Source organism: Parafrigoribacterium mesophilum, from assembly GCF_039652555.1.
In the GTDB taxonomy this organism is placed as follows: domain Bacteria; phylum Actinomycetota; class Actinomycetes; order Actinomycetales; family Microbacteriaceae; genus Parafrigoribacterium; species Parafrigoribacterium mesophilum.
This window is the reverse complement of the sequence record NZ_JBDJAF010000001.1, coordinates 49,007-73,375: the sequence shown is the minus strand read 5'-3', so window position 1 is coordinate 73,375 and position 24,369 is coordinate 49,007. Positions and strand designations below refer to the sequence as shown.

General features: G+C 65.8%; 19 protein-coding genes. 11 read left to right on the top strand and 8 right to left on the bottom strand.

All coding sequences use genetic code 11. From position 1 onward, the window contains the following. Window positions 1-34: 34 nt before the first annotated feature. Window positions 35-2,539 carry a PEP/pyruvate-binding domain-containing protein gene (locus ABFX56_RS00370; RefSeq protein WP_346231301.1) on the bottom strand — a complete coding sequence of 835 codons (2,505 nt, stop codon included), beginning with the start codon at window positions 2,537-2,539 and terminating at the stop codon, window positions 35-37. Window positions 2,540-2,723: 184 nt separating this feature from the next. On the opposite strand from ABFX56_RS00370, the gene uvrA reads away from it, so the two are divergent. From uvrA to ABFX56_RS00320, 10 genes are all read left to right on the top strand, one after another. Then, a complete protein-coding gene (uvrA, locus tag ABFX56_RS00365) occupies window positions 2,724-5,597 on the top strand; it encodes an excinuclease ABC subunit UvrA (protein WP_346233106.1) in 2,874 nt (957 codons plus the stop codon). 9 nt (window positions 5,598-5,606) lie between these two features. After that, window positions 5,607-7,496, top strand: a complete 1,890-nt coding sequence (uvrC, locus tag ABFX56_RS00360) for an excinuclease ABC subunit UvrC (RefSeq protein ID WP_346231300.1) — start codon at window positions 5,607-5,609, stop codon at window positions 7,494-7,496. A 78-nt stretch (window positions 7,497-7,574) separates the two neighbouring features. Further along, on the top strand, window positions 7,575-8,450 hold the full coding sequence (gene rapZ / locus ABFX56_RS00355) for an RNase adapter RapZ (RefSeq protein WP_346231299.1): 876 nt from the start codon (window positions 7,575-7,577) through the stop codon (window positions 8,448-8,450). Between the two features lie 54 nt (window positions 8,451-8,504). Continuing rightward, complete coding sequence (whiA, locus tag ABFX56_RS00350; RefSeq protein ID WP_346231298.1) at window positions 8,505-9,485, top strand: DNA-binding protein WhiA; 981 nt, start codon at window positions 8,505-8,507, stop codon at window positions 9,483-9,485. A gap of 123 nt (window positions 9,486-9,608) precedes the next feature. Beyond that, the gene (locus ABFX56_RS00345) at window positions 9,609-10,229 is read left to right on the top strand and encodes a superoxide dismutase (protein WP_346231297.1); all 621 of its coding nucleotides are present in this window, start codon (window positions 9,609-9,611) and stop codon (window positions 10,227-10,229) included. Between the two features lie 95 nt (window positions 10,230-10,324). Beyond that, window positions 10,325-11,332: a type I glyceraldehyde-3-phosphate dehydrogenase gene (gap, locus tag ABFX56_RS00340; RefSeq protein ID WP_346231296.1), complete on the top strand. Its 1,008-nt coding sequence runs from the start codon at window positions 10,325-10,327 to the stop codon at window positions 11,330-11,332. A 22-nt stretch (window positions 11,333-11,354) separates the two neighbouring features. Continuing rightward, window positions 11,355-12,569: a phosphoglycerate kinase gene (locus ABFX56_RS00335; RefSeq protein ID WP_346231295.1), complete on the top strand. Its 1,215-nt coding sequence runs from the start codon at window positions 11,355-11,357 to the stop codon at window positions 12,567-12,569. Beyond that, window positions 12,560-13,363, top strand: a complete 804-nt coding sequence (gene tpiA / locus ABFX56_RS00330; protein WP_346231294.1) for a triose-phosphate isomerase — start codon at window positions 12,560-12,562, stop codon at window positions 13,361-13,363. The genes ABFX56_RS00335 and tpiA overlap by 10 nt, the downstream gene beginning before the upstream one ends. Window positions 13,364-13,427: 64 nt before the next feature. Continuing rightward, a complete protein-coding gene (gene secG / locus ABFX56_RS00325; RefSeq protein WP_346231293.1) occupies window positions 13,428-13,679 on the top strand; it encodes a preprotein translocase subunit SecG in 252 nt (83 codons plus the stop codon). 8 nt (window positions 13,680-13,687) lie between these two features. Beyond that, window positions 13,688-14,053 (top strand): RNA polymerase-binding protein RbpA, encoded by a 366-nt coding sequence (locus ABFX56_RS00320; RefSeq protein ID WP_346231292.1) that lies wholly within the window; start codon window positions 13,688-13,690, stop codon window positions 14,051-14,053. Window positions 14,054-14,175: 122 nt separating this feature from the next. Here ABFX56_RS00320 and pgl read toward each other — a convergent pair whose 3' ends face one another. The 6 genes from pgl to tkt are packed head-to-tail and all read right to left on the bottom strand — an operon-like array spanning window position 14,176 to window position 22,300. Then, complete coding sequence (pgl, locus tag ABFX56_RS00315) at window positions 14,176-14,943, bottom strand: 6-phosphogluconolactonase (protein ID WP_346231291.1); 768 nt, start codon at window positions 14,941-14,943, stop codon at window positions 14,176-14,178. Further along, entirely contained in the window at window positions 14,940-15,908 is a 969-nt protein-coding gene (locus ABFX56_RS00310) for a glucose-6-phosphate dehydrogenase assembly protein OpcA (protein WP_346231290.1), read from the bottom strand. The genes pgl and ABFX56_RS00310 overlap by 4 nt, the downstream gene beginning before the upstream one ends. Beyond that, window positions 15,905-17,446, bottom strand: coding sequence for a glucose-6-phosphate dehydrogenase (gene zwf, locus ABFX56_RS00305; RefSeq protein ID WP_346231289.1), 1,542 nt, complete (start codon window positions 17,444-17,446; stop codon window positions 15,905-15,907). Before zwf ends, ABFX56_RS00310 begins: the two co-directional genes overlap by 4 nt. Window positions 17,447-17,453: 7 nt before the next feature. Next, the gene (locus ABFX56_RS00300) at window positions 17,454-19,061 is read right to left on the bottom strand and encodes a glucose-6-phosphate isomerase (RefSeq protein WP_346231288.1); all 1,608 of its coding nucleotides are present in this window, start codon (window positions 19,059-19,061) and stop codon (window positions 17,454-17,456) included. After that, entirely contained in the window at window positions 19,058-20,191 is a 1,134-nt protein-coding gene (gene tal / locus ABFX56_RS00295; protein ID WP_346231287.1) for a transaldolase, read from the bottom strand. The genes ABFX56_RS00300 and tal overlap by 4 nt, the downstream gene beginning before the upstream one ends. 6 nt (window positions 20,192-20,197) lie before the next feature. Next, window positions 20,198-22,300 (bottom strand): transketolase, encoded by a 2,103-nt coding sequence (gene tkt / locus ABFX56_RS00290; protein WP_346231286.1) that lies wholly within the window; start codon window positions 22,298-22,300, stop codon window positions 20,198-20,200. Window positions 22,301-22,558: 258 nt separating this feature from the next. Between tkt and ABFX56_RS00285 the strand changes: the two genes are divergently transcribed. Continuing rightward, window positions 22,559-23,482, top strand: a complete 924-nt coding sequence (locus tag ABFX56_RS00285) for a heme o synthase (RefSeq protein WP_346231285.1) — start codon at window positions 22,559-22,561, stop codon at window positions 23,480-23,482. On the opposite strand, the gene ABFX56_RS00280 is transcribed toward ABFX56_RS00285, so the two are convergent. Beyond that, entirely contained in the window at window positions 23,428-24,366 is a 939-nt protein-coding gene (locus ABFX56_RS00280) for a COX15/CtaA family protein (RefSeq protein WP_346231284.1), read from the bottom strand. The genes ABFX56_RS00285 and ABFX56_RS00280 overlap by 55 nt on opposite strands. Window positions 24,367-24,369: the final 3 nt, after the last annotated feature.

The following is a 24,369-nucleotide window of genomic DNA, read 5'->3' as shown; positions in this document are numbered from 1 at the left end:
TTTCCGCGCCGGCGCGGGGCGGATCGATGGTCGGTCACGATGCCATCCGAACCTGCCCAGAGTCGCCGTCGACCGTGACGGATTGGCCGTCACGGAGGACGGCGGTGCCGTTTCCCGTGCCCATGATCGCGGGGATACCGTACTCGCGTGCGACGATGGCGGCGTGGGAGGCGATCCCGCCCGAGTCGACAACGACCGCGGCTGCCGACTGGAAAAGGGGAGTCCACGAGGGATTCGTGTACGGGCAGACCAGGATTTCGCCGGGCGCCAGCGCTCCGAACTCGTGGGGGCCTCGGATGATGCGGACGACGCCGGTCACGGTCCCGCCGCGCGCCGGGGTGCCGGCCACGAGCGCGCCGGACCCTCGCCTCGGGGCGCGGTAGAGAGTTGCCGGGGAGATCAGGGGAGCACCGGCAAGGGCCGCCCGCGTGCGAGACCGGCAGACCACAAGCTGCCGGAGCCGCGCGACCAAGTCCGGGTCGGGGAGCATCGGGTCCGTGATCTGTTCGAGTTCTTCAAGCCGAAGATGCAGCACGTCGAGTGAATTCTCCAGTACTCCTGCCGCGTGGAGTCGCACGCCGGCTTCGAGGAGCGCGACTCTCAGCGGTGGCAGCGCGCGCATGGCGTGAAAGTGGCTGTCCTCGCGGAAGGCGATGGCGGCGCGGGCTGCGGTGGCGGTGCGAAGCAGCGCGGGGCCGGTTCGGGTGATTCGCACCCGCCGGAGGCCCAAGATGCTGTCCGTCGGTGTGTCCCTTCCCGTGTCGATGGCCTCACCTGCAGGTGCGCCCCGAAGCATCGACTGGACGGCACCTACCAGGATGGCGGGCTTCTCGGACCACGTGGGTTCGGACATCAGGAACGCGCTCGTGGTCTCGCGATGGCCGAACTCGTCCAGGAACGCATCGACCGAGGGCCGCAGCGCATCGAACGCTTTGCCGTGCCAGATCCGGTCCGCGAGCTCGTCAGCCCCGGCGATGTCGAATGTGGACCGCCACGCCGGGTTGGCTCGGATCGAGGCGGCGATCGCTCCGAGCGCAAGGTCGGCGTCGGTGGTCCGCGTGCTCCCGCCGCGAGTCAGTGAAGACGCCCAGCTCAGCAGGCCGAGCAGCGCAAGTCGGAGGCGGAGTTTGGCCAGATCGACGCCGGCGCGGGGGAGGTAGTCGATGCGCAGATCGATGAACCGATCCAGAACCTCCAGTGCGCGTCGTGGCACCCGCAGGAGCTGTGCCCACGGCAGCGTTGACAGGTCGAGAGCACGCAGTTCGGCGACGTTCCGCTCGAACGCCGCAAAGCGCTGGTCAGCCGTCCACTGGGCCGGATCGAATGAACGGATGCGACCGTGCATCCGCAGCGGTGTCGTGACGGTTTTCAGGGTGGGCCGCGGGTGGGGCGGCAGCAGTTGCTGCACGACCCCGTCGACTTCGGGGAGGAGATCGGCCATCCGGATCCTCACCGCGAGGATCTCCTGCATCATCCGGGTGAGGATTCGGCCGTGCCCGTGCACCGTCCAGGTTGACATGTCAAGTGGAAAGGGCCGGATCGGCAGCAATTCGGAGACGATCGCACCCATGGTCCGCCGGATCAGGTTGACCTTCAGCGGCTGAGGTGGCAGAGCGGTGAGTGGGCGTGCCTGCACGATCCATGCGGTACCGTCGGCACGGGCCCACTCGATGTCCTGCGGCCGGCCGAAGTGGTCCTGAATCCGGTGTCCGAGGCTGACGAGTTCGGCCAGAGCGGTGTCGCTCAGCCGTGCCGGTTCAACTCCCGCTGGGGCAGCGGCCGACCGCTCCTGACGGTCCACTCCGCCCCCGAGCCGGGAGCGGATCACGACCTCCCGTGCGCCGAGGCTGCGTTCCGTCACCCGTCCTCGTTCGTCGATCACGTAGTGGTCTGGGGTGACCAAGCCGGAAGCCACGGATTCGCCAAGTCCGGGGCTGGCATCGACGATGGTCTGCCGACGGTCGCCGGTGACCGGATTGGCGGTGAAGAGCACTCCGGCGTACTCGGCCTCCACCATCGTCTGCACAACCACGGCAATTCGAACGTCTCCGTCGACTCGCTGATGCGCCCGGTACGCGATCGCCCGGTCGGTCCACAGGGATGCCCAGCAGTGCCGAACAGCGTCGATCACCGCGTCCGTTCCGACGATGGCCAGATACGTGTCCTGTTGTCCAGCGAAGGCTGCGCCAGGTAAGTCTTCCGCCGTCGCGCTGGAGCGCACTGCCACGGGGCCATTGCCCAGTGCCGCGTACGCCTCCGCGATGCCCGCAGCGACGACCGCGGGGACAGTCAGTTCTGCGACGGCACTTCTGACGGCCGCGGCGGAGTCGCCGCCAGTGACCACCGCGGCGGAGAGCACCGAACCAACCTCGAGGTCGGCGGTGCTCAGAGAATAGGCTGCTGTCGTGACGACGAATCCGGGCGGAACGGGAAACCCGGCGGCGTGCAGTTCGCCCAAGTTTGCGCCCTTGCCGCCTGCGATGTCGAGGTCGGCGGCACCGATCTCGGCGAGCGGGAGGATCAACCCACCGTCTGCCATGAACTGTGCCTCTCACCAATACCGGGCGGCCATTAGAGAACTCAGCGTACTCTACTGTGAGGCGTCCGGGCGGATCCCAGTAGTGCCTTCAGCGAACCAACAGGGCGATGTCAGTGGCTTCCGTAGAATATAAAGAGTGTCAATTTCACAACCGAGCACCCACGAAGACCTCACCGAGAGCGACATGCTCCGGGTGATCGGCGCACCCCTGATGTCCAGCGGCAAGCTCAGTGTCCGCGGCGCGCGGGTGCACAACCTGAGGAACATCAACCTCGAGATTCCGCGCGATTCGCTGGTCGTCTTCACCGGGCTTTCCGGATCGGGCAAGTCGAGTCTGGCGTTCGACACCATCTTCGCCGAGGGTCAACGACGGTACGTCGAGTCCCTGTCTGCCTATGCCCGGCAGTTCCTCGGTCAGGTGGACCGGCCCGACGTCGACTTCATCGAGGGTTTGAGTCCGGCAGTCTCCATCGACCAGAAGTCCACCAACCGCAACCCGCGGTCCACGGTGGGCACCATCACCGAAGTCTACGATTACATGCGGCTGCTCTGGGCCCGCATCGGGGTTCCGCACTGCGCGCTCTGCGGACAGCGCATCTCCCGGCAGAGCGTTCAGCAGATCGCGGACCAGCTGATGACTCTGGAGGCCGGAACGCGGTACCAGATCGTCAGCCCCGTCGTCATCCAGAAAAAGGGTGAGTTCGTTGACCTGTTCCACGAACTGGCGGCCAGCGGCTACTCGCGGGCCCTCGTCGACGGCGAAGTCGCCCAGCTCAGCGACCCGCCAAAACTGAAGAAGCAGTTCAAACACGACATCTCGGTGGTCGTGGACCGCCTGGTGGCCGGTGACGACATCCTCACCCGGCTCACCGACTCGCTTGAGACTGCACTCGGACTCACCGACGGGTTCGTCTCGATCAACTTTGTCGACGAGACCGGCGACGCGGCGTGGCGGAACTTCTCCGAAAAGCTGTCCTGCCCGAACGGACATCCGGTGCAGCTCACCGAGATCGAGCCGAGAACCTTCTCGTTCAACGCGCCCTTCGGCGCGTGCCCGGAATGTTCCGGTCTTGGCACCAGGATGTCGGTGGATGCCGACCTGCTCCTCGGAGACCCGGCGCTGAGCCTTGCAGAAGGGGTCATCCTGCCCTGGACGCAGTCCGGCAAGGGTTTGTTCAACTATTTCCAGCGCCTGCTGGAGGGTCTCGCGGCCGATCTTGACTTCTCGCTGACAACACCGTGGGCCGAATTGCCAGGCAGCGTTCAGGAAGCGATCCTGCACGGCAACAACTTCTCGGTCACCGTGCGCTGGAAGAACAGATACGGGCGCGAGGTGAAGTACTCCACTGGGTTCGAAGGGGTTATTCCCTACATCGAGCGCAAATATCTCGAGGCGGAGACGGACTCCGCTCGGCAGCGCTATTCCCACTACCTTCGAGAGATCAACTGTCCGGTCTGCGACGGCAAACGTCTGAAGCCCGAGGTGCTCGCGGTCACCGTGCACGACCAGAGCATCGCCGACGTCTGTGAACTGAGCCTGGTCGACGCGTTCGAGTTCATCGACGACCTCGAACTCACCGTGCGCGAGGCAAAGATCGCCACCGCGGTGCTGCGAGAAATCAGGGCCAGGCTCGAGTTTCTTATCGAGGTGGGGCTAACCTACCTGAACCTGTCACGCTCGGCGGGATCGTTGTCCGGGGGAGAGGCACAACGCATTCGGCTGGCCACCCAGATCGGGTCGGGCCTCACCGGGGTGCTGTACGTGCTTGACGAGCCCAGCATCGGACTGCACCAGCGCGATAACCACCGACTCATCGAGACACTGCTCAAACTCCGCGACCTCGGCAACACGCTCATCGTGGTCGAGCACGACGAGGACACCATCCGCACCGCCGACTGGATCGTCGACATCGGCCCCGGCGCTGGGGAACACGGCGGAAACGTCGTGCACTCCGGGTCGTATGCCGAATTGGTAGCGAACACCGCGTCGATCACCGGCGACTATCTCGCCGGCCGGAGGTCGATCCCGACCCCCAAGAAACGCCGGCCGGTGGACAAGAAGCGGCAGATCGTGGTCGAGGGCGCCCGCGCGAACAATCTGAAGAACATCACGGTGCCGTTCCCGCTCGGCGTGTTCACGGCCGTCACCGGGGTCAGCGGCTCTGGCAAGTCCTCACTGGTCAACGACATCCTGTATCGCGTGCTCGCGAACCAGCTCAATGGGGCGCGACAGATCCCCGGTAAGCACACCAGGGTGACGGGTCTCGACGACCTCGATAAGGTCGTCCACGTCGACCAGGCCCCGATCGGCCGCACGCCACGGTCCAACCCGGCCACCTACACCGGCGTCTTCGATCGCATCCGCACCCTGTTCTCGGAAACGATCGACGCCAAGACCCGCGGGTATCTGCCCGGTCGGTTCAGCTTCAACGTCAAGGGCGGCCGCTGCGAGAACTGCTCCGGCGACGGCACGATCAAAATCGAAATGAACTTCCTGCCCGACGTGTACGTCACGTGCGAGGTGTGCGGCGGCGCCCGATACAACCGGGACACGCTCTCTGTGCTGTACAAGGGCAAGAACATCGCCCAGGTGCTCGACATGCCGATCTCCGAGGCCGCCGAGTTCTTCCAGGCGATCACCTCGATCCACCGCTACCTGGAAACGCTCGTCGACGTCGGACTGGGGTATGTGCGACTGGGTCAGAGCGCCACCACCCTCTCCGGCGGGGAGGCGCAGCGCGTGAAGCTGGCCACGGAGTTGCAACGGCGTTCCCTGGGCCGCAGCGTATACGTCCTCGACGAACCCACCACCGGACTCCACTTCGAAGACGTGCGCAAACTTCTGCTGGTGCTCAACAGGCTGGTCGACAAGGGCAACACGGTCATCGTGATCGAGCACAACCTCGACGTGGTGAAATCGGCCGACTGGGTCATCGACCTTGGCCCGGAGGGTGGCGCAGGTGGCGGCACGGTCGTCGCGACCGGCACGCCGGAACGCCTCGCCAAGGTCACCGACAGTCACACGGGAGAATTCCTGAAGAAAGTGCTCGCCGGATAGGGGGTGCGCATGGAAACCGTCAGCTACCGCCCCCGCGCGCGGGAGATTCCGACCGGGCCAGGTGTCTACCGGTTCAAAGACGCCAGCGGGCGGGTGCTGTACGTCGGCAAGGCCAAGAATCTGCGGGCCAGGCTGAGCAACTACTTCGGCCCGCTGCCGACACTGCACGAACGCACCAGGCGCATGGTCACCTCCGCAAACTCCGTCGAATGGACGGTCGTGAGTACCGAATTCGAGGCACTGCAGCTCGAATTCACCTGGATCAAGCAGTTCGACCCTCCCTTCAACGTGCAGTTCCGGGACGACAAGACGTACCCGTACCTGGCGATCACGATGGCCGACGATGTGCCACGCGTGCTGATCACCCGCAATCACAACATCAAGGGCGCGCGGTACTTCGGCCCGTACACGAAGGTGTGGGCGATTCGGGAAACCCTCGATCTGATGCTCAAGGCGTTCCCGATGCGCAGTTGCTCGGATGCGACCTACCGCAGGGCACAGCAGACCGGCCGACCCTGCCTGCTCGCGGACATCGGCCGCTGCGCCGCCCCGTGCGTCGGGCGAATCAGCAAGGAAGACCATAAGGCGATCGCCCTGGACTTCGCGTCGTTCATGGCGGGGAACGATTCCCGGTTCATCCGTAGCCTTTCGGAACAGATGCAGCGGGCCGCCGCCGCCCAGGAGTACGAGAAGGCAGCGAAGCTGCGCGACCAGTTGACCGCGTTGCAGACCGTGCTATCGAAGAACAGCCTGGTGCAATCGGAGACGACGAACGCGGATGTCTTCGGCATCGCACATGACGAACTCGCTGCAGCGGTGCAGCAGTTCATCATCCGTGGCGGCCGGATCCGCGGTGTGCACGGTTGGGTGGTCGACAAGGAACTGGACGTCGACCTGGGCGACCTCGTCGAGACCGCGCTGCGCGCCGCTTATTCCGACGGCGAGGTGCCGCCGCGACAGATCGTCGTCCCGCAGCTGCCCGAAACCACTGCGGAAATCGAACTGTGGCTCACCGGCATCCGCGCCGACAGTGGCATCGGACGCGGCCGAGTGAGTCTGCGAGTCGCCCAACGCGGCGACATGGCCTCGCTCGTGCAAACCGTGAGCACGAACGCTTCCGGAGCGCTGACACTGTACAAAACCAGGCGCAGCGGCGACTTCGTGGCACGATCCCAGGCCCTCGCAGACATCCAGGCGGCCCTCGGCATGCCCGATGCGCCGCTGCGGATGGAGTGCTACGACGTGTCGCACCTCTCGGGCACCAACATCGTCGCCTCCATGGTGGTGTTCGAGGATGGGCTGCCGCGCAAGGATCAGTACCGGCGCTTTGCCATCCCGGCGTCCACTGACGACACCGAGTCGATCTATCAGACGCTGAGCCGCCGCCTGGCCCACCTCGACGACGAGCCGGGCCGAACAGAACCGGGCACAGTAGAATCCGATGCGGAACCGGCTCGGCCTCGCTTCGCCTACCGGCCGAACCTGCTGATCGTGGACGGCGGCCAACCCCAGGTGCAGGCGGCGGCCAGGGCGCTGGCGGATGCCGGCGCCACCGGCATCACACTGTGCGGTATCGCCAAGCGACTGGAGGAAATCTGGCTGCCCGACACGGACTTCCCGGTGATCATGCCTCGCGGCAGCGACGCGCTTTTCCTGTTCCAACGGATCAGGGACGAAGCCCACCGGTTCGCCATCACCTACCAACGGAACAAGCGGCGGGTGGACATAGGCTCGGTGCTCGCGGACATCCCCGGAGTCGGGCCGACCAGGGTGCGTGACCTGCTCCGGCACTTCGGCTCGGTGGCCAGGCTGCGGCGCGCGGATGCCGCGGCCATCGCCCAGGTTCGCGGGATCGGCGATGCCCTCGCGCGCGTCATCGTCGAGCGCCTGAATCCATGACATCCGCGCGTACCTACCGCCGCCAGGCTCGGTAGGCTGGTACCCCACCACCAGAGAGCCGAAGGCCACAGCGAGACGATGATCGAGGACCCAGACAGCCGCGAGATACTCATCGTCACCGGGATGTCTGGCGCCGGCCGATCCACGGTCGGCAATGCGCTGGAAGACCTCGGCTGGTATGTCGTCGACAACCTGCCACCGCAGATGCTCCGCCCATTGGTGGAACTCGCCTCCCGCGCCGGCGATACCCTGCCTCGCGTTGCCGCCATCGTGGACGTTCGCGGCGGCAAGCTGTTCTCCGACCTCGAAGAGACGGTCGAATCGCTCCGATCAGGCACCGCCGTGCGGGTGCTGTTCCTGGAGGCGACGGATGCCGAACTGGTACGCCGCTTCGAACAGGTGCGCCGGCCACATCCGCTGCAGGGCGACGGAACGCTCCTTGACGGCATCGCGGCAGAACGATCGCGGATGCTGCAGTTGCGCGAGACCAGCGACATGATCATCGACACCTCGGATCTGAACATCCACCAGCTCGCCACCATCATTCAGGAAAGCTTCGCGGCGGAAGGCACACCCGGGCTGCAACTGACCGTGATCAGCTTCGGCTTCAAGTACGGCATCCCCACCGACGCCGACCTCGTCGTCGACATGCGATTCTTGCCCAACCCATTCTGGGTTCCCGAGCTGCGCCAGCACACCGGATTGGAACCGCAGGTGCGCGATTTCGTGCTCGCCCAGGAGGGTGCCGCCGAATTCCTGGACAGCTACGCCAAGGCCCTCACCCCGGTACTGGCCGGGTACCAACGCGAGAACAAGAGACACGCTACGATCGCCATAGGATGCACGGGGGGAAAGCATCGCTCCGTCGCGGTCGCCGAATATCTGGCCGAGGTTCTGCGGAACCAACCCGGCGTAGCACTCAGCGTCAAACACCGCGACCTCGGCCGCGAGTGACCGCACGCCCCGCACCAGAATCCATGCCCGATTATCGCTATTAGGGAGCCTCGATTGGCACTGACTGCCGACGTCAAAGACGAACTTGCCCGCATCGAGATCAGCAAGACGGCGGTGCGAGCGGCGGAACTGGCAGCGATTCTCAGGTTCTCCGGCGGACTTCACCTGATCTCGGGTCGGATCGCGGTGGAGTCTGAGCTTGACACGGCGCAGCTGGCCAGGAGGGTGCGCAAGGACCTCGTTGAGCTGTACGGCGTACGCAGCGAAATCTCGGTGATCTCCGCTTCCGGGATTCGCCGCACCAGCCACTATCTGGTGCGCGTGCTGGAGGCGGGAGAGACCCTCGCCAGACAGACCGGACTGCTGGATGCCCGCCGCCGACCCATTCGCGGGCTGCCGAACAAGCTCACCACCGGCTCCCGGGAGGAGCTCGCCGCCATCTGGCGGGGTGCGTTCTTGGCGCATGGCTCGCTCACCGACCCTGGCCGGTCCGCAGCACTGGAAATTACCTGTCCTGGTAACGAGTCGGCGATGGCCCTGGTCGGGGCCGCCGGGCGGCTGGGGATCTCCGCGAAGGCGAGGGAGGTCCGGGGAGTGCACCGGGTCGTGATCCGGGACGGCGAGGCGATCAGCGCCATGCTCGTACACATGGGTGCTCACCAGGCGGTGCTGAAGTGGGAGGAAATGCGTCAGCGCCGGGAGGTGCGCGCCACCGCGAACCGCCTGGTCAACTTCGATGACGCCAACCTGAGGCGCAGCGCCCAGGCGGCGGTCGCTGCGTGCGCCAGGGTCGAGCGCGCGCTGGAGATCCTGGGCGACGGGGTGCCGGAGCACCTGTCGTACGCGGGAACGCTCCGGCTCAAGTTCCGCGACGCGAGCCTGGACGAACTGGGCCACCACGCCGATCCGCCGATGACGAAGGATGCCGTCGCCGGTCGCATCAGGCGGCTACTGGCCATGGCCGACAAACGCGCCTCCGACCTGGGCCTTCCCGGCACGGACGCGAACCTGCCACCCGATTACGACGACGTGTGAGCAGCGCCGGCAGGGCCGTCAACGACCCCTGAAATGGTCCACAACGCGTGACTAGACTGAATAACGCCACCGGGGGCTCGCGGGATGTTGGCGAGCCGGTGCTAACGTCAAGGAGAAAAACGAATGGCTGAATACACTCTCCCCGAACTGGGGTACGACTACGCGGCGCTCGAACCGAGCATCAGCGGCAAGATCATGCAGCTTCATCACGACAAGCACCACCAGGGTTACGTGACAGGAGCAAACACGGCTCTGGCCAAACTGGCCGAGGCCCGCGACGCCGGCGACTTCGCCAACGTGAACAAACTCGAGAAGGATCTCGCGTTCAACTTGAGCGGACACATCAACCACACGATCTTCTGGACCAACCTGTCTCCGAACGGCGGCGACAAGCCCACCGGCGAACTGGCGGCTGCCATCGACGACAACTTCGGCTCCTTCGACAAGTTCGTCGGCCACTTCACCGCCGCCTCCGCAGGCATCCAGGGCTCCGGTTGGGGCGCACTGGTGTGGGACTCGCTGGGCGGCAAGCTGCTCGTGCAGCAGTATTACGACCACCAGAACAACTTCACGACCGGATCCGTCCCGCTGCTGCTGCTGGACATGTGGGAGCACGCTTTCTACCTCGATTACCTCAATGTCAAGGCCGACTACATCAAGGGATTCTGGAAGATCGCCAACTGGGAGAACGTGCAGCAGCGCTTCGACGCCGCTCGCCAAAAGACCCAGGGACTCATCGCGTAAGTCCTCACGTGCCCGGACCGCTGTTCCGGGCACGTCCGGCTTACCATCCCGATTACCCACCCGCGCCAGCCGGCGCACAAACTGAGGAGTTCTACGTGTCCGTCAGGATCGGAATCAACGGCTTCGGCCGGATTGGCCGTAACTATTTCCGCGCCGCTCTGGCCAAGGGCAGCGATCTGGAGATCGTCGCCGTCAATGACCTCACCGACAACAAAGCCCTCGCGCTGCTGCTCAAGTACGACTCGATCAAGGGGCGGTTGGACGCCACCGTTGAGTTGGACGGAGACAACATCGTCGTCAACGGCAAGCCCATCAAGGTGCTCGCCGAGCGTGACCCGGCAGACCTCGGCTGGGGCGACCTTGGCGTTGACATCGCCGTGGAGTCCACGGGCCGTTTCACCAACGCGGATGACGCCAGGAAACACCTGACCGCGGGCGCGAAGAAGGTCATCATCTCCGCCCCTGCCAAGGGCGAGGACGGCACCTTCGTGATGGGTGTCAACGAGCAGACTTACGACCCGGCCACGCACAACATCATCTCGAACGCCTCCTGCACCACCAACTGCCTTGCTCCGTTGGCCAAGGTGTTTATCGACAACTTCGGCATCGAGCGCGGTTTGATGACCACGGTGCACGCGTACACGGCCGACCAGAGCCTGCAGGACGGACCCCACAAGGACCCCCGTCGTGCCCGTGCCGCCGCCATTAACATCATCCCCACCAGCACCGGGGCGGCCAAGGCCATCGGCCTCGTGCTCCCGGAACTGGTCGGCAAACTGGATGGCTATGCCCTGCGGGTGCCGGTACCCACCGGCTCGATCACGGACCTGACGATAGAGACCCGCTCCGGGCTCACCGTGGCAGACGTGAACGCTGCCTATCAGGCGGCCGCTCAGGAAGGTTCGCTCGCCGGTTACCTCAGCTACACCGACGACCCGTTGGTCTCGTCTGACATCGTCGGCGACCCGCACTCGTGCATCTTCGACTCCGGGCTGACCAAGGTCATCGGCACCCAGGTAAAGGTGGCTGGCTGGTACGACAACGAGTGGGGATACTCGAACCGCTTGGTGGACCTCACCGAATACGTCGCCGCGCGCCTTTAGGGCGCGAAGGAACTCACGGCGCATGACGTTACGCACGATTGACTCCCTCGGTGCGCTGTCCGGCAAGCGCGTTCTGGTCCGTTGCGACCTGAATGTCCCTCTGCGGGACGGCGTGATCACCGATGACGGCCGCATCCGCGCGTCGGTGCCGACCCTCAACCGGCTCATTCACGCCGGTGCCAGGGTGGTGGTACTTTCGCATCTGGGACGCCCCGGCGGCAGCCCGGATGCGCAGTACTCACTCGGTCCCGTCGCGCAACGGTTGTCGGAACTTCTCGGCCAGCCGGTGACCTTCGCGAGCGACACCATCGGTGCAGCGGCGACCGAAGCGGTCGATGCGCTGACCGACGGCGACGTGGCGATGCTGGAAAACCTGCGCTTCAACGCCGGCGAGACCGCCAAGGATGACAAAGAGCGGGCGAAGTTCGCCGGCAAGCTGGCCGCGCTGGGCGACGTCGTGGTCTCGGACGGTTTCGGTGTCGCGCACCGCAAGCAAGCCAGTGTGTACGAGCTGGCGAGCATGCTCCCGAGTGCTGCGGGACTGCTGATTGCCGCGGAGTTGGAGGTGCTCGACCGGCTCACCGCCTCGCCGACCGCCCCCTACACCGTTGTCCTGGGAGGTTCCAAGGTCTCAGACAAGTTGGGCGTGATCGCACATCTGCTGCCGCGAGTGAATTCTCTGCTCATCGGCGGCGGGATGCTGTTCACCTTCCTCGCCGCGCAGGGTCACAGTGTCGGGTCGAGCCTGCTCGAAGCCGACCAGCTGGACACCGTGCGGGGCTACCTGGCGGAAGCCGAGCGGCTTGGGGTGAAACTCTTGCTCCCCACGGATGTGGTGGTGGCGTCTCGGTTCGGTGCCGACGCCGAACACGTGGTCCGTCCGACGGAGTCGATCGAAGACACCGACTGGGGCGAGGCCGGGGTCGGCCTGGACATCGGCCCGGCCACGGCAGCGCACTTCGCGGACATCATCGGGTCGTCCGCGACGGTGTTCTGGAACGGGCCGATGGGCGTGTTCGAGTTCCCGGAATTCGCGGCCGGCACGAAAGCCATTGCACAGGCCGTCACCGAGGTTTCCGGCCTCTCGGTGGTCGGCGGAGGAGACTCGGCGGCCGCCGTACGCGCCCTGGGCTTCCATGACAATCAATTCGGCCACATATCGACCGGGGGAGGAGCGAGCCTCGAATTCCTCGAGGGCAAGCGACTTCCGGGTCTGGAGGTACTCGGATGGCAGTAACCACACCGGCGACAGGCCGCATCCCGCTCATCGCAGGCAACTGGAAGATGAACCTCGACCATCTCCAGGCGATCGCGTTCGTGCAGAAGCTCGCCTGGAGCCTGAAAGACGCGCACCACGACTTTACCGACGTCGAAGTTGCGGTGTTCCCGCCCTTCACCGACCTGAGGTCGGTACAAACCCTGGTCTCTGCCGACAAGCTGGAGATCGCGTTCGGTGCCCAGGACGTTTCCGCCCACGAATCGGGAGCATTCACCGGTGAAATCTCCGCGTCGTTCCTGGCAGCGCTTGAGTGCCGTTACGTGATCATCGGACATTCAGAACGTCGCGCGCTGCACGGCGAGACCAATGAGCAGGTGTCCACCAAGGTGGTCGCGGCACTCGCGCACGGCCTCACCCCGGTCATTTGCGTGGGGGAGACCGCCGAAGACCGTGAGGCCCACGGGCCGAGCGCGGTGCCGGTGGCGCAACTGCGGGCCGCTTTGGCCGCCACGGCGGCGGGTTCCCGGCTGGTGGTCGCCTACGAGCCGGTCTGGGCGATCGGCTCAGGGCAGCCGGCCACGCCCGAACAGGCCGAGCAGGTCGCCGCAGCGTTGCGCGGTGTGCTGGTCGAAGCGATCGGCACTGACGCCGCGGAAACCACCCGGATCCTCTACGGCGGTTCGGTGAAGTCGGGGAACATCGCCGGGTTCATGCGGATGCCGAATCTCGACGGCGCTTTGGTCGGTGGGGCCAGTCTCGACATCGCCGAGTTCTCCAGCATCGTGCAGTACCGCAAGCACGTCGGGGTCTGATCGCGACCATCGGCAGGCCAAGTTATACTGGAGCGCGGTCCCTTGCAGTTGTGAAAGGTTTTTTGTGCAAATCCTCGAAGTGGTCCTTCAGGTCATCCTCGGTTTGGTGAGTCTGCTGCTGACCCTGCTCATCCTCTTGCACAAAGGTCGAGGCGGTGGCCTGTCCGACATGTTCGGCGGTGGCACAACGTCCAACCTCGGCGCCTCGGGCGTGGCCGAACGCAACCTCAACCGCTTTACGGTCATTCTCGGCCTGGTCTGGGTGGCGTGCATCCTCGTCCTGGGCCTCATCACCAAGTTCAGCGCAGCAAGCTAGGAGACACGATGGCTTCAGGTGGAAGCGCCATCCGCGGCTCGCGCGTCGGCGCCGGCCCAATGGGCGAGCAAGACCGCGGCTATCACGCGGAACGCATCCAGATCTTCTACTGGTGCGCCAACGGGCATGAGCAGGCCCCGTACTTCCTAGCGTCGATCGACCCCGAAGAGATTCCGAATCAACTGGACTGCCCGAACTGTGGCGCTCCGGCTGGGCGCGATAAGGAACACCCTCCGCTGGAGGCGAAGCTCGAGCCGTACAAGACGCACCTCGCCTACGTGAAGGAGCGCCGCACCGAAGAGGAAGCGGCGACTCTGCTCGCCGAGGCACTCGACCAACTGCGCGCCAGACGGGGACGTCTGAGCGCCCAATAACGCGTGCGCCCAATAACGCGTGCGCCCAATAACGCGTGCGCCCAATAAAGCCTGCGCCCAATAAAGCCTGCGCCCAACAGAGCCGGCCGCGCCCAATACAGCTCGCCCAACAATGCGCCGCGCTACTCCTGGACGATCAGTCCACTGGGCACACCGACGGCCGCCTCCTGATCGACGAAGAAAAGCGTTTCCAGACGACCCTCGACACCTGCCACCGGCACTTCGACCGTGCTCGCGTCGGCCAGTGCAAGTCCCAATGCCGACGCCTTTTCGGCGCCGGCAAGACACAACCAGACCCGGTGTGACGCGTTGATGGCGGCCAGGGTCAGGCTGAGGCGTTCCGGCGGCGGTTTGGGTGAGTTCCGAACCGCGACCACGCCGGATTCGGTGACTCGGATGCCCTCGCGTCCGGGAAACAGCGACGCCACGTGCCCGTCCGGGCCGACGCCGAGGAATGTGACGTCGAAGTCGACGGTGGCGTGACCTGCCGGTGCGGCGGCTGCGAGATCGGCGGCGTAGTGGCGCGCGGCCGAGTCGAGGTCATCGTCTCCGTCTGCTGCCGGGAACGGGTGGATGCAGCGTGGATCGAGGCCCACGTGGTCCAGCAGCGCGGCTCGGGCGCCGGTGTCGTTGCGTTCACGGTCTCCCGCTGGGACCCAGCGCTCGTCGCCCCACCACACGGCCACCTTCGACCAGTCGATGCTGTCCCGGCGTGGTGACCCGTTGATCGCCGCCAGGATGTCGGTACCGAGGCCGCCGCCGGTGAGTGCGACATTCGCGTGGCCCTTGGCGGCCACAATGCCGCCGATGGTGGCGAGAAACCGGGTGGCGACCGCCAGCGCCAGCACCGACCGGTCCTGGTGCACCAACACGCGTCGTTCGATCGTCATAGTGCGTTCCGTTCCATCATGTCCGGCTCGTCGTCGAGCTGTGTAACCCCATTCTGGATCACCTCACCGTAAAGATCGTCGGGATCCAATCTGCGCAACTCCTCGGCGAGGCAGTCGCGCAGATTCCGCCGAGGCAACGAGATATCGTGGACCGGCTGATTCGGCTGCTGCAGGGTTGCGATGGTGCCGGCAGGCCGACTGAGGTCGACCACACCGCTGGCGCGGACCAGGGTGACGCCGTGGATCCCGGGCCCGCCGATGCTGGCCGGGGCGCGCAGGCAGGTTGTCGGCACCTGCAGCTGCAACTGCAGCCAGGCCGCGAGCAGGGTGGTTGATGGCGAATCCGACGCGCCGCGCACCTCGATGGAGGTGATCGGCTCGTACGGGGGTTGGTCCAGAACGGCGGCCAATTGGGCCCGCCACAGGGTCAGCCTGGTCCAGGAGAAGTCGGTGTCGCCGGGCGCGTAGCTGTCAGCCAAATGGTTGAGGAACTCGCGCGGATTGCTCTGAGTCGCGGCATCGGTGATCCGGCGGGCTGCCATTGCGCCCAGCGCGGACCGGGAGGCGCTGGCAGGCGCGGCGCCGGGCCACCACGCCACGACGGGGGCGTCCGGCAGCAGCAGCCCGGTGACCAGGCCCTCTTCCTCGGCGACCATGGCGCCGTAGGCCTTGAGTACGATGACCTCGCTGGCCCCGGCATCTCCGCCTACCCGGATCTGGGCGTCGAGTCGGGCGTCGGCCTGCTCGCGGGCGGCCCCTGCCGCACCGGAGAGCACGATGACCCGCATCGGATGCTCGCGAGAGGCATCGTTGGCCGCCTCGATCGCCTCTTCTTCGTGTCCCAGCTCCGTAGCGATGACGAGCGTCAACACCCGGCCGAGCGCGACCGCACCGCCTTCCTCGCGAATGCGCACCAACGCCTTGGAAATTTTGCTGGTTGTGGTGCCAGGCAGATCTACGATCACGGTCGTCTCCAGACTCTGCCGTCTCTGGCCATCAGCGCATCGGCGGAACGGGGGCCCCAGGTGCCTGGACGGTATTGTTCCGGCTGCCCCTGGGTCGCCCAGAACTCCTCGATCGGGTCCAGAATTTTCCAACTGGACTCTACCTCGGCGTGCCGAGGGAACAGTGGCGGGTCGCCCAGAAGCACATCCAGCAGCAGCCGCTCGTAGGCTTCGGGGCTCGCCTCGGTGAACGCGTGGCCGTATCCGAAGTCCATGGTGACGTCGCGCACCTGCATTCCGGCGCCCGGCACCTTGGAGCCGAACCGGATCGTGACGCCCTCGTCGGGCTGCACCCGGATCACCAGCGCGTTCTGTCCGAGTGCCGAGGTCTGGCTCTCCGCGAACAGGTATTGGGGGGCACGCTTGAACACGACAGCGATTTCGGTCACCCGACGGCCGAGGCGTTTTCCCGCCCTCAGGTAGAACGGCACCGATGCCCAGCGCCGGGTGCCGATGTCGAGGCGGATGGCGGCGTAAGTCTCCGTGAGCGATCTGGGGTTCATGCCTTCTTCTTCGAGGAATCCGACCACCTTCTCACCGCCCTGCCAGCCGCTGGAATACTGCCCGACCGCCGTGGCCGTCGCGAGATTGGACGGGAGCCGCACTGCGGACAGGATCTTCTCCTTTTCAGCCCGCAGATCCGCCGCGTTGAACGAGACCGGTTCCTCCATCGCGGTCAGCGCCAGCAACTGCAGCAGATGGTTCTGGATCACGTCTCGCGCGGCGCCGATGCCGTCGTAGTAACCGGCGCGTCCGCCGACACCGATGTCTTCGGCCATGGTGATCTGCACATGATCGACGTACCGCTCGTTCCAGATCGGCTCGTAGAGCTGGTTGGCGAAGCGTAGCGCCAGGATGTTCTGAACCGTCTCCTTGCCCAGATAATGATCGATGCGGAACACCGAGTCCTGCGGGAACACCGATTCCACGACGTTGTTCAGTTGGCGGGCCGAGATCAGGTCGCTGCCGAACGGCTTCTCGATGACGACCCGGCGCCAGTGTCCCTTCCGCTGCTCGGCGAGGCCGGACCGGCGCAATTGCTCTGTGACCTGCGGGAACGACTTGGGTGGGATGGAGAGGTAGAACGCGTGGTTGCCCATCGTGCCGCGGTCGCGGTCGAGCTCGGTCAGAGTGTGCTTGAGCCTGTCGAAGGCGGCGTCGTCGTCGAACTGGCCCTGCACGAAGCGGATGCCGAGCGCCAGCTGCGCCCAGACGTCCTCATCGAACGGGGTGCGGGCGTATTTCTTCACCGCGTCGTGCACCACGGCGGCGAAGTCCTGGTCGGCCCAGTCGCGACGGGCGAACCCGACGAGACCGAAGCCGGGTGGGAGCAGGCCGCGGTTGGCCAGGTCGTACACCGCAGGCATGAGCTTCTTGCGTGACAGGTCACCGGTCACCCCGAAGATGATGAGGGCGCTCGGGCCTGCGATGCGGTTCAGCCTGCGGTCGGAGGCCACCCGTAACGGGTTGAACTCCGGCGTGATCTCCACCGGTGGCATGCCGCTCCTAGGCTGACAGCGCCGCGGCGATCGCCGCGAGGTCGCGTTCCGGGTTGGTGAGGGTGAGCGTGAGCACCGGTCGCCCGTGGTCCGCCAGCACGCTTGCGTCACCGGCTGCCTGGGCGGCGATCAGCTGGGCGAAGCTGAAGGGCCGATCCGGGATGGGCAGGTCGGTTGGCGCGGTCTCGGTCAGCTGAAGGAACACCCCGACAGCCGGGCCGCCCTTGTGGAACTGGCCGGTCGAGTGCAGGAACCGAGGACCCCAGCCGAAGGTGACCGGGCGCGCCGCCTTCGCGGCGATCAGGTCCCGCAGCCGCGCGTACTCCGGGTGTGCGACCCGGTCGGCATAGGCCTGCACGGCGATGTAGCCGTCGTCGCCCACCGTCGACAGCAGCGTGTCCAGCACCGACGCCAGGCCCCGGGATTCATCGAGGCGGTCCACGACGTCGTCACTGCCGCGCACCTCGATTCCGTCGATGACGAACGCGGGCGCGGCGGGCTCCGGCCGTGACTCGAGAAGTCCGCGCGTGGCCGCCTTCGCGGACTCCACGTCCGGCTGATCGAAGGGATTGATGCCAAGAATGCGACCGGCAATGGCCACGGCGTATTCCCAGACCAGGATTTGTGCGCCGAGGGTACCGCTGATCTCGATCTCACCCTCCTCGACGTGCTCGGTGGCGCGGGCGCTCTCGACCAGGCGCACGATCTGCACGTCGAGCAGCCGGTCGGCCAGCTCGGGGGAGTCAGTGCTGAGCACCACCGGGAGGATGCCCTTGCCCAGTTTTCCGGTGGACTCGGCGATCAGCTGTTCCGCCCAGTCCGCGAAGCCGACGATGTAGGTTCCATCGGGAACCAGACCGAGCTTGTCGCGCCCCGGAGTGCCAGCCATCGCCGCGGCGAGGATCAGAGCCGGATTCTCGGCCTGATCCACGGCGAGTTGCCCCGCGATGGACGAGGCTTCGTCGAGCAGCGTCTGGATGTCCGCTCCCGCCAGCCCGGACGGGACCAGTCCGAACGCGGTGAGTGCCGAGTATCGGCCTCCGACATTCGGGTCGGCGTTGAAGACACGGTACCCGGCCTGCCGGGCCGCGGCGTCCAGCGGGGAACCGGGGTCGGTGACGACGACGATGCGACGTACCGGGTCGACGCCCGCCTCCCGGAAGGCGGCGACGAACACCCGCAGTTGGCTGTCCGTCTCCACGGTGGAGCCCGACTTCGATGAGACGACGAGCACGCTGGTGGCGAGCCGGTCGGCCAGGGCGGCGAGCACTTGGCCGGGGGCGGTCGAGTCCAGGATGGTTAACTCCACACCGCTGGTGCGGGTGATGACTTCCGGGGCGAGCGACGATCCACCCATCCCCGCAAGCAACACGTGGTTGACGCCGTCGCGATGCAACGATTCCCGCAGTGACACGATCTGCGGCACGAGTTCCTGTGAGACTGCGGCGGCTTCGGTCCAACCCAGGCGCTTTTCGGCCTCCTCCTGCGCGTCATCGCCCCACAGGGTGACGTCACCGGCGGTGATGCGGGAGGCGATGAGATCGTCGACCAGTCCGGGGACCAGCCGGCGTACCGCCTCGGCGGCCTCGCCGCTGGTCTTGATGTCGAAGCTCACCGCTGCGCCCCACCCCGAGCCGATTCCAGCGCCGCGGTGATCGTGTCGAGCAGCTCATTCCAGGACACCGTGAACTTCTCCACGCCTTCCCTTTCGAGAAGACCGGTCACGTCGTCGTAGGAGATCCCCTGTGCGGCCAGCGCGTCGAGGACCTCGTTGGCTGCCGCGTAGGAGCCGGTCACCGTGTCGCCGCGCACCTCCGCGTGATCGAAGGTGGCTTCCATCGTCTTCTGCGGCATGGTGTTCACCACGTCGGGGGCGACGAGCTCGACGACGTACATCGTGTCCGGGTAGCTGGGGTCCTTCACACCGGTGGATGCCCACAGCGGACGCTGTTTGTGTGCGCCCGCCGCGAGCAGCAGTTTTGCCCGCTCGCTGGAGAACGCCTGCTCGTACACCTGGTAGGCGAGCCGCGCGTTGGCGATGCCGGCCTTGCCCTTCAAGGCCAGGGCTTCGGGGGTGCCGATGGCGGTGAGCCGCTTGTCTACCTCGGTGTCGACCCGCGACACGAAGAACGACGCGACCGAACGGATGCCGCCCAGGTCGATTCCGGCAGCCTTCGCCTTCTCCAGTCCGGCGAGGTAGGCGTTGATAACCTCGCGGTGCCGCTCGAGGCTGAAAATGAGAGTGACGTTGACGCTGATGCCCAGCGCGGTCAGCTCGGTGATGGCCTCGAGGCCTTCCTGGGTCGCCGGAACCTTGATCATGACGTTGGGGCGGTCGACCTTGGCCCAGAGCAGCTTGCCCTCCTCGATGGTGCCCGCCGTGTCGTGGGCGACGGCAGGCTCGACCTCGATGGAGACTCGGCCGTCCACCCCGTCTGTGGCATCAAAAACGGGTCGGAAGGTGTCGCATCCGCTGGCCACGTCGTGCGTCGTGATGGCGATGACGGCGTCACCCACGCTGACTCCCGAGGCGGCGAGGTCAGCCACCTGGGCGTCGTAGTCCGAGCCCTTCGCCAGGGCGCTCGCGAAGATGGTGGGATTGGTCGTCACGCCGACGACATGGCGCTCGTCGATCAGCTTCTTCAGTCCACCGGAGACAATGCGTTCCCTGGACAGATCGTCGAGCCAAACGCTCACTCCCGCCGCGGAAAGCTGCGCAAGGGGGTTGCTGGTGGTGTCGGTCATGATTCCCTATCTTCCTTCTGCTGCTGACACTGATTCTTTCGCGGCGGAGACGGCATGCTCGCTCGTCATCCCGAATTCGCGGAACAGTGTTTTGTAATCGGCTGATGCTCCGAAGTGCTCGATGGAGACGCTGCGTCCGGTGGTACCGAGGTAGCGTTGCCAGGTTAGGTCGACTCCGGCCTCGATCGACACCCTGGCGGTGACCGCGGCGGGGAGTACCGACTCGCGGTATGCAGCGTCCTGTTCCTCGAACCACTCGAGGCAGGGGACGGAGACCACGCGGGCGTTGATCCCTTCGGACTTCAGTTGTTCACGGGCGGCGAGGCCGATTTGCACCTCGGAGCCGGTGGCGATGAAGATCACGTCAGGGGTCCCACCTGGAGCCTCCGCGAGCACATAGGCGCCGCGAGCCACGTGGTCGGCTGAGGCGAGGGTGTCACCGCTGGCGTCGCCATCGCCGCGTGCGAACACGGGCAGGTTTTGCCTACTGAGTGCGATGCCGGCCGGTCCGACCCGGCGCTCGAGGATCGTCTTCCACGCCCAGGCGACCTCGTTCGCGTCGGCCGGCCGAACGACATCCAGGCCGGGAATCGCCCGGAGGGCGGCGAGCTGCTCGATCGGCTGGTGGGTGGGGCCATCTTCGCCGAGTGCCACGGAATCGTGGGTCCAGACGTAGACGGCCGGCGCCTTCATCAGTGCAGCAAGCCGCACCGCGGGGCGCATGTAGTCGCTGAAGATCAGGAAGGTGCCGCCGAAGGCGCGGGTGTTGCCATGCAGCACGATGCCGTTGACGATGGCGGCCATGGCGTGCTCGCGGATGCCGAAGTGCAATACCCGGCCGTAACGGTCACCCGACCACTCGTGGGTGGAGTGCATCTGGGGTACGAACGACTGCGCGTTTTCGATGGTGGTGTTGTTCGACTCCGCCAGGTCGGCCGAGCCTCCCCACAATTCCGGGACCACCGTGCCCAGAGCGGAGAGTACCCGCCCGGATGCGGACCGGGTGGAAACGTCCTTGCCGGCTTCGAACTCGGGCAGCGCGGCCTCGACACCGTCGGGAAGCGCGCCGGAGGCGATGCGGTCGAACAGCTTTCGCTTGTCCGGATGGGCATCTGACCAGGCTTGGAAGCGCTGCTCCCACTCAGCGCGCTGGGCCTTGCCGCGCTCGAGGGCGCCGCGGGTGCGCTCGAGCACCTCAGCTTCGACCACGAAGGACTGCTCAGGGGCGAAGTGGAGCACCTCTTTCACCGCCGCCACCTCATCGTCCCCGAGGGCCGAACCGTGCGCCTTGCCGGAGTTCTGCTTGCCGGGGGACGGCCAGCCGATGATGGTGCGCAGCACGATGAGCGACGGCTGGTCGGTGACGGCCTTGGCCGCGTCGACGGCCCGGTTCAGCTCTGCGAGGTCTTCGTGGTAGACGCCGGTTTTCTTCCAGTCGACCACCTGTGTGTGCCAGTGGTACGCCTCGTACCTCGCGCGCACGTCTTCGGTGAACGCGATGTCGGTGTCGCCCTCGATCGAGATCTGGTTGCTGTCGTAAATCACGACCAGATTGCCGAGCTTCTGGTGGCCTGCCAGTGAGGACGCTTCGCTGGTGACACCTTCCTGAAGGTCGCCGTCGCTGGCGATCACGTAGATGAAGTGGTCGAACGGGCTGGTTCCGGTGTCGGCGTCCGGGTCGAACAGACCGCGCTCATAGCGGGCCGCGTAGGCGAATCCGACGGCGGTGGACAGTCCCTGTCCGAGCGGGCCGGTGGTGACCTCGATCCCGGCGGTGTGCCCGTACTCGGGATGGCCAGGGGTCTTGGACCCCCAGGTGCGGTACGCCTTCAGGTCGTCGAGTTCCAGTCCGTAGCCGCCCAGGTACAACTGGATGTATTGGGTCAGCGAGCTGTGCCCGCACGAGAGAACGAACCGGTCGCGGCCCACCCAGTGTGGGTCGGCGGGGTCGGAGACCATCACCTTCTGGTACAGCAGGTACGCGGCCGGCGCCAGGCTCATGGCCGTCCCGGGATGCCCATTCCCGACTTTCTGGACGGCGTCCGCGGCGAGCACCCTCGCCGTATCGACCGCCCTGCTGTCAACTGAGTCCCAGGAAAGTTCTGCCATGGTGATAGCCCTTCTTCTGCGGTATCACGGCCACAATGGTCGTTACGCTGTCAGGTGTCACTCGCTCCAGACTCCATCGGCACTACCGCGGGCAGCCCCGAAAAAGCGGGAAACGCATACCACGGTCGGCGAGCATCTCTAATTATAGGGAGGTGCCTCAGATGTGGTGCGCGGACGGATAATCTAGACTCGACTGGAGCCCACATCGCGTCCGGCGGGGCAATCAACCGGCCCGTTAAGCAGTCGGTACGAGGAGCAATGAACCTAGCAGTAAGTACCCGTGTTGACAGCGGCAGAGCCCGACCGGTGCTTCGCAAGGCGAAAGCCTACGTAGCATTGACCAAACCACGGATCATCGAGTTGCTGCTCGTGACCACGGCGCCGGTGATGATCCTCGCGGCACGGGGCATCCCGGATCTCTGGCTGTTCTTCGCCACGATCATCGGCGGCACCCTCAGTTCCGGGTCAGCCGGCGCCTTCAACTGCTACATCGACCGCGACATCGATCGAGTGATGAAACGCACCAGTCATCGCCCTCTGGTCACGGGGGAGCTCACCGACCGGGAAGCTCTCGTCTTCTCCTGGGTGACCGGTATCGCCTCTGCGCTCTGGTTGGGGCTGCTGGTGAACTGGCTGGCCGCAGCGCTGTCCAGCCTCGCCGTGGTGATCTACGTGGTCGGCTACAGTTTGATCCTCAAGCGCCGCACCCCTCAGAACATCGTCTGGGGCGGTTTGGCCGGATGCTTCCCGGTTCTGGTCGCCTGGGCCGCCGTCACCGGTACCCTGGATTGGGCCCCGTTCATCTTGTTCTGGGTGATCTTCCTCTGGACCCCGCCGCACTACTGGCCGTTGTCGATGCGCTACCGCGAGGACTACGCCTCGGTGAACGTCCCCATGCTGGCGGTCGTCCGCGGCCGCACCCAGGTGGGTCTGCAGGTGGTGTTGTTCGCCTGGGCCACGGTCGCGTGCTCGTTGCTGCTTATTCCGGTCGGTTCCATGGGCATCCTGTACACGGTTGTCGCCGTGCTCGCCGGCGCCTGGTTCATCGGGGACGCGCACCGGTTGTACGCCAAGGCGATCCGGCATGCGGAAGGTAACCCGATGCGGGTCTTCCACACTTCGATCAGCTACTTGACCGTGCTGTTTGTCGCGGTCGGAATCGATCCCCTGCTGCCGTTCTGAGCCGGGGCCGACCCCGTCGGTACTGCGCTTGTCGTGAGTGACAGCACCATCGCGGTCACCGCGATCGCCAGTAGGCAGGCGAGGATCATGTGCACCCCCACCAGGATCGCCGGCACCGCCAGTCGGACTTGGACGATGCCGACGAGAATCTGCACCAGTTCGATGCCCAGCAGCAGGACCGCAAACCGGAACGCGACGGACTCGCCGCGTTCCCGCCAGGCGACGTAGAGCACCACCAGTGACAGCGCCAACATCGCGTACGCCGGGTAACTGTGCAGATGCTCAAGAACGGCCGGGTCCAGTCCATTGCGCGGTGCTGTGGCATCCCCGGCGTGCGGGCCGGATCCGGTCGTCACAATTCCGACCACGATCGTGACCGCGGCCGCGACCGCTGTCCCCAACGCCAATCGCCAGAGCAGAGGCGTGGAGGACACGCGGTACGGCCCGGCGCTGTCATAGACGCGGTACAGCAGCACCGTCGACAGCGCGATGAGTACGACGGAGACCACGAAGTGCAGTCCGACGACATACGGGTTCAGCCCGGTGAGCACACTCATCCCACCGATAATGGCTTCGGCGGGGATACCCAGGCCGATGGCGAAGGCCAGCCAGAACAGTTCAGGACGGGTGCGGCGCAATCGCACGACGAGAAGGAAGGTGACGATGCAGACCAGGGTGAGCACCACCGCAACCATCCGATTGCCGAACTCGATGAGTCCGTGGATGCCCATTTCCGGCGTGACCACCAGGGAACCGGGCGTGCACTCCGGAAAGGAGGGGCACCCCAGTCCCGAACCGGTGAGGCGTACCGCGGCGCCCGAGAGCACGTTCAGCAGCTGCACCAGCACGGAGATCCAGGCGAAAACGCGAATGGGCCTCGTCACTGC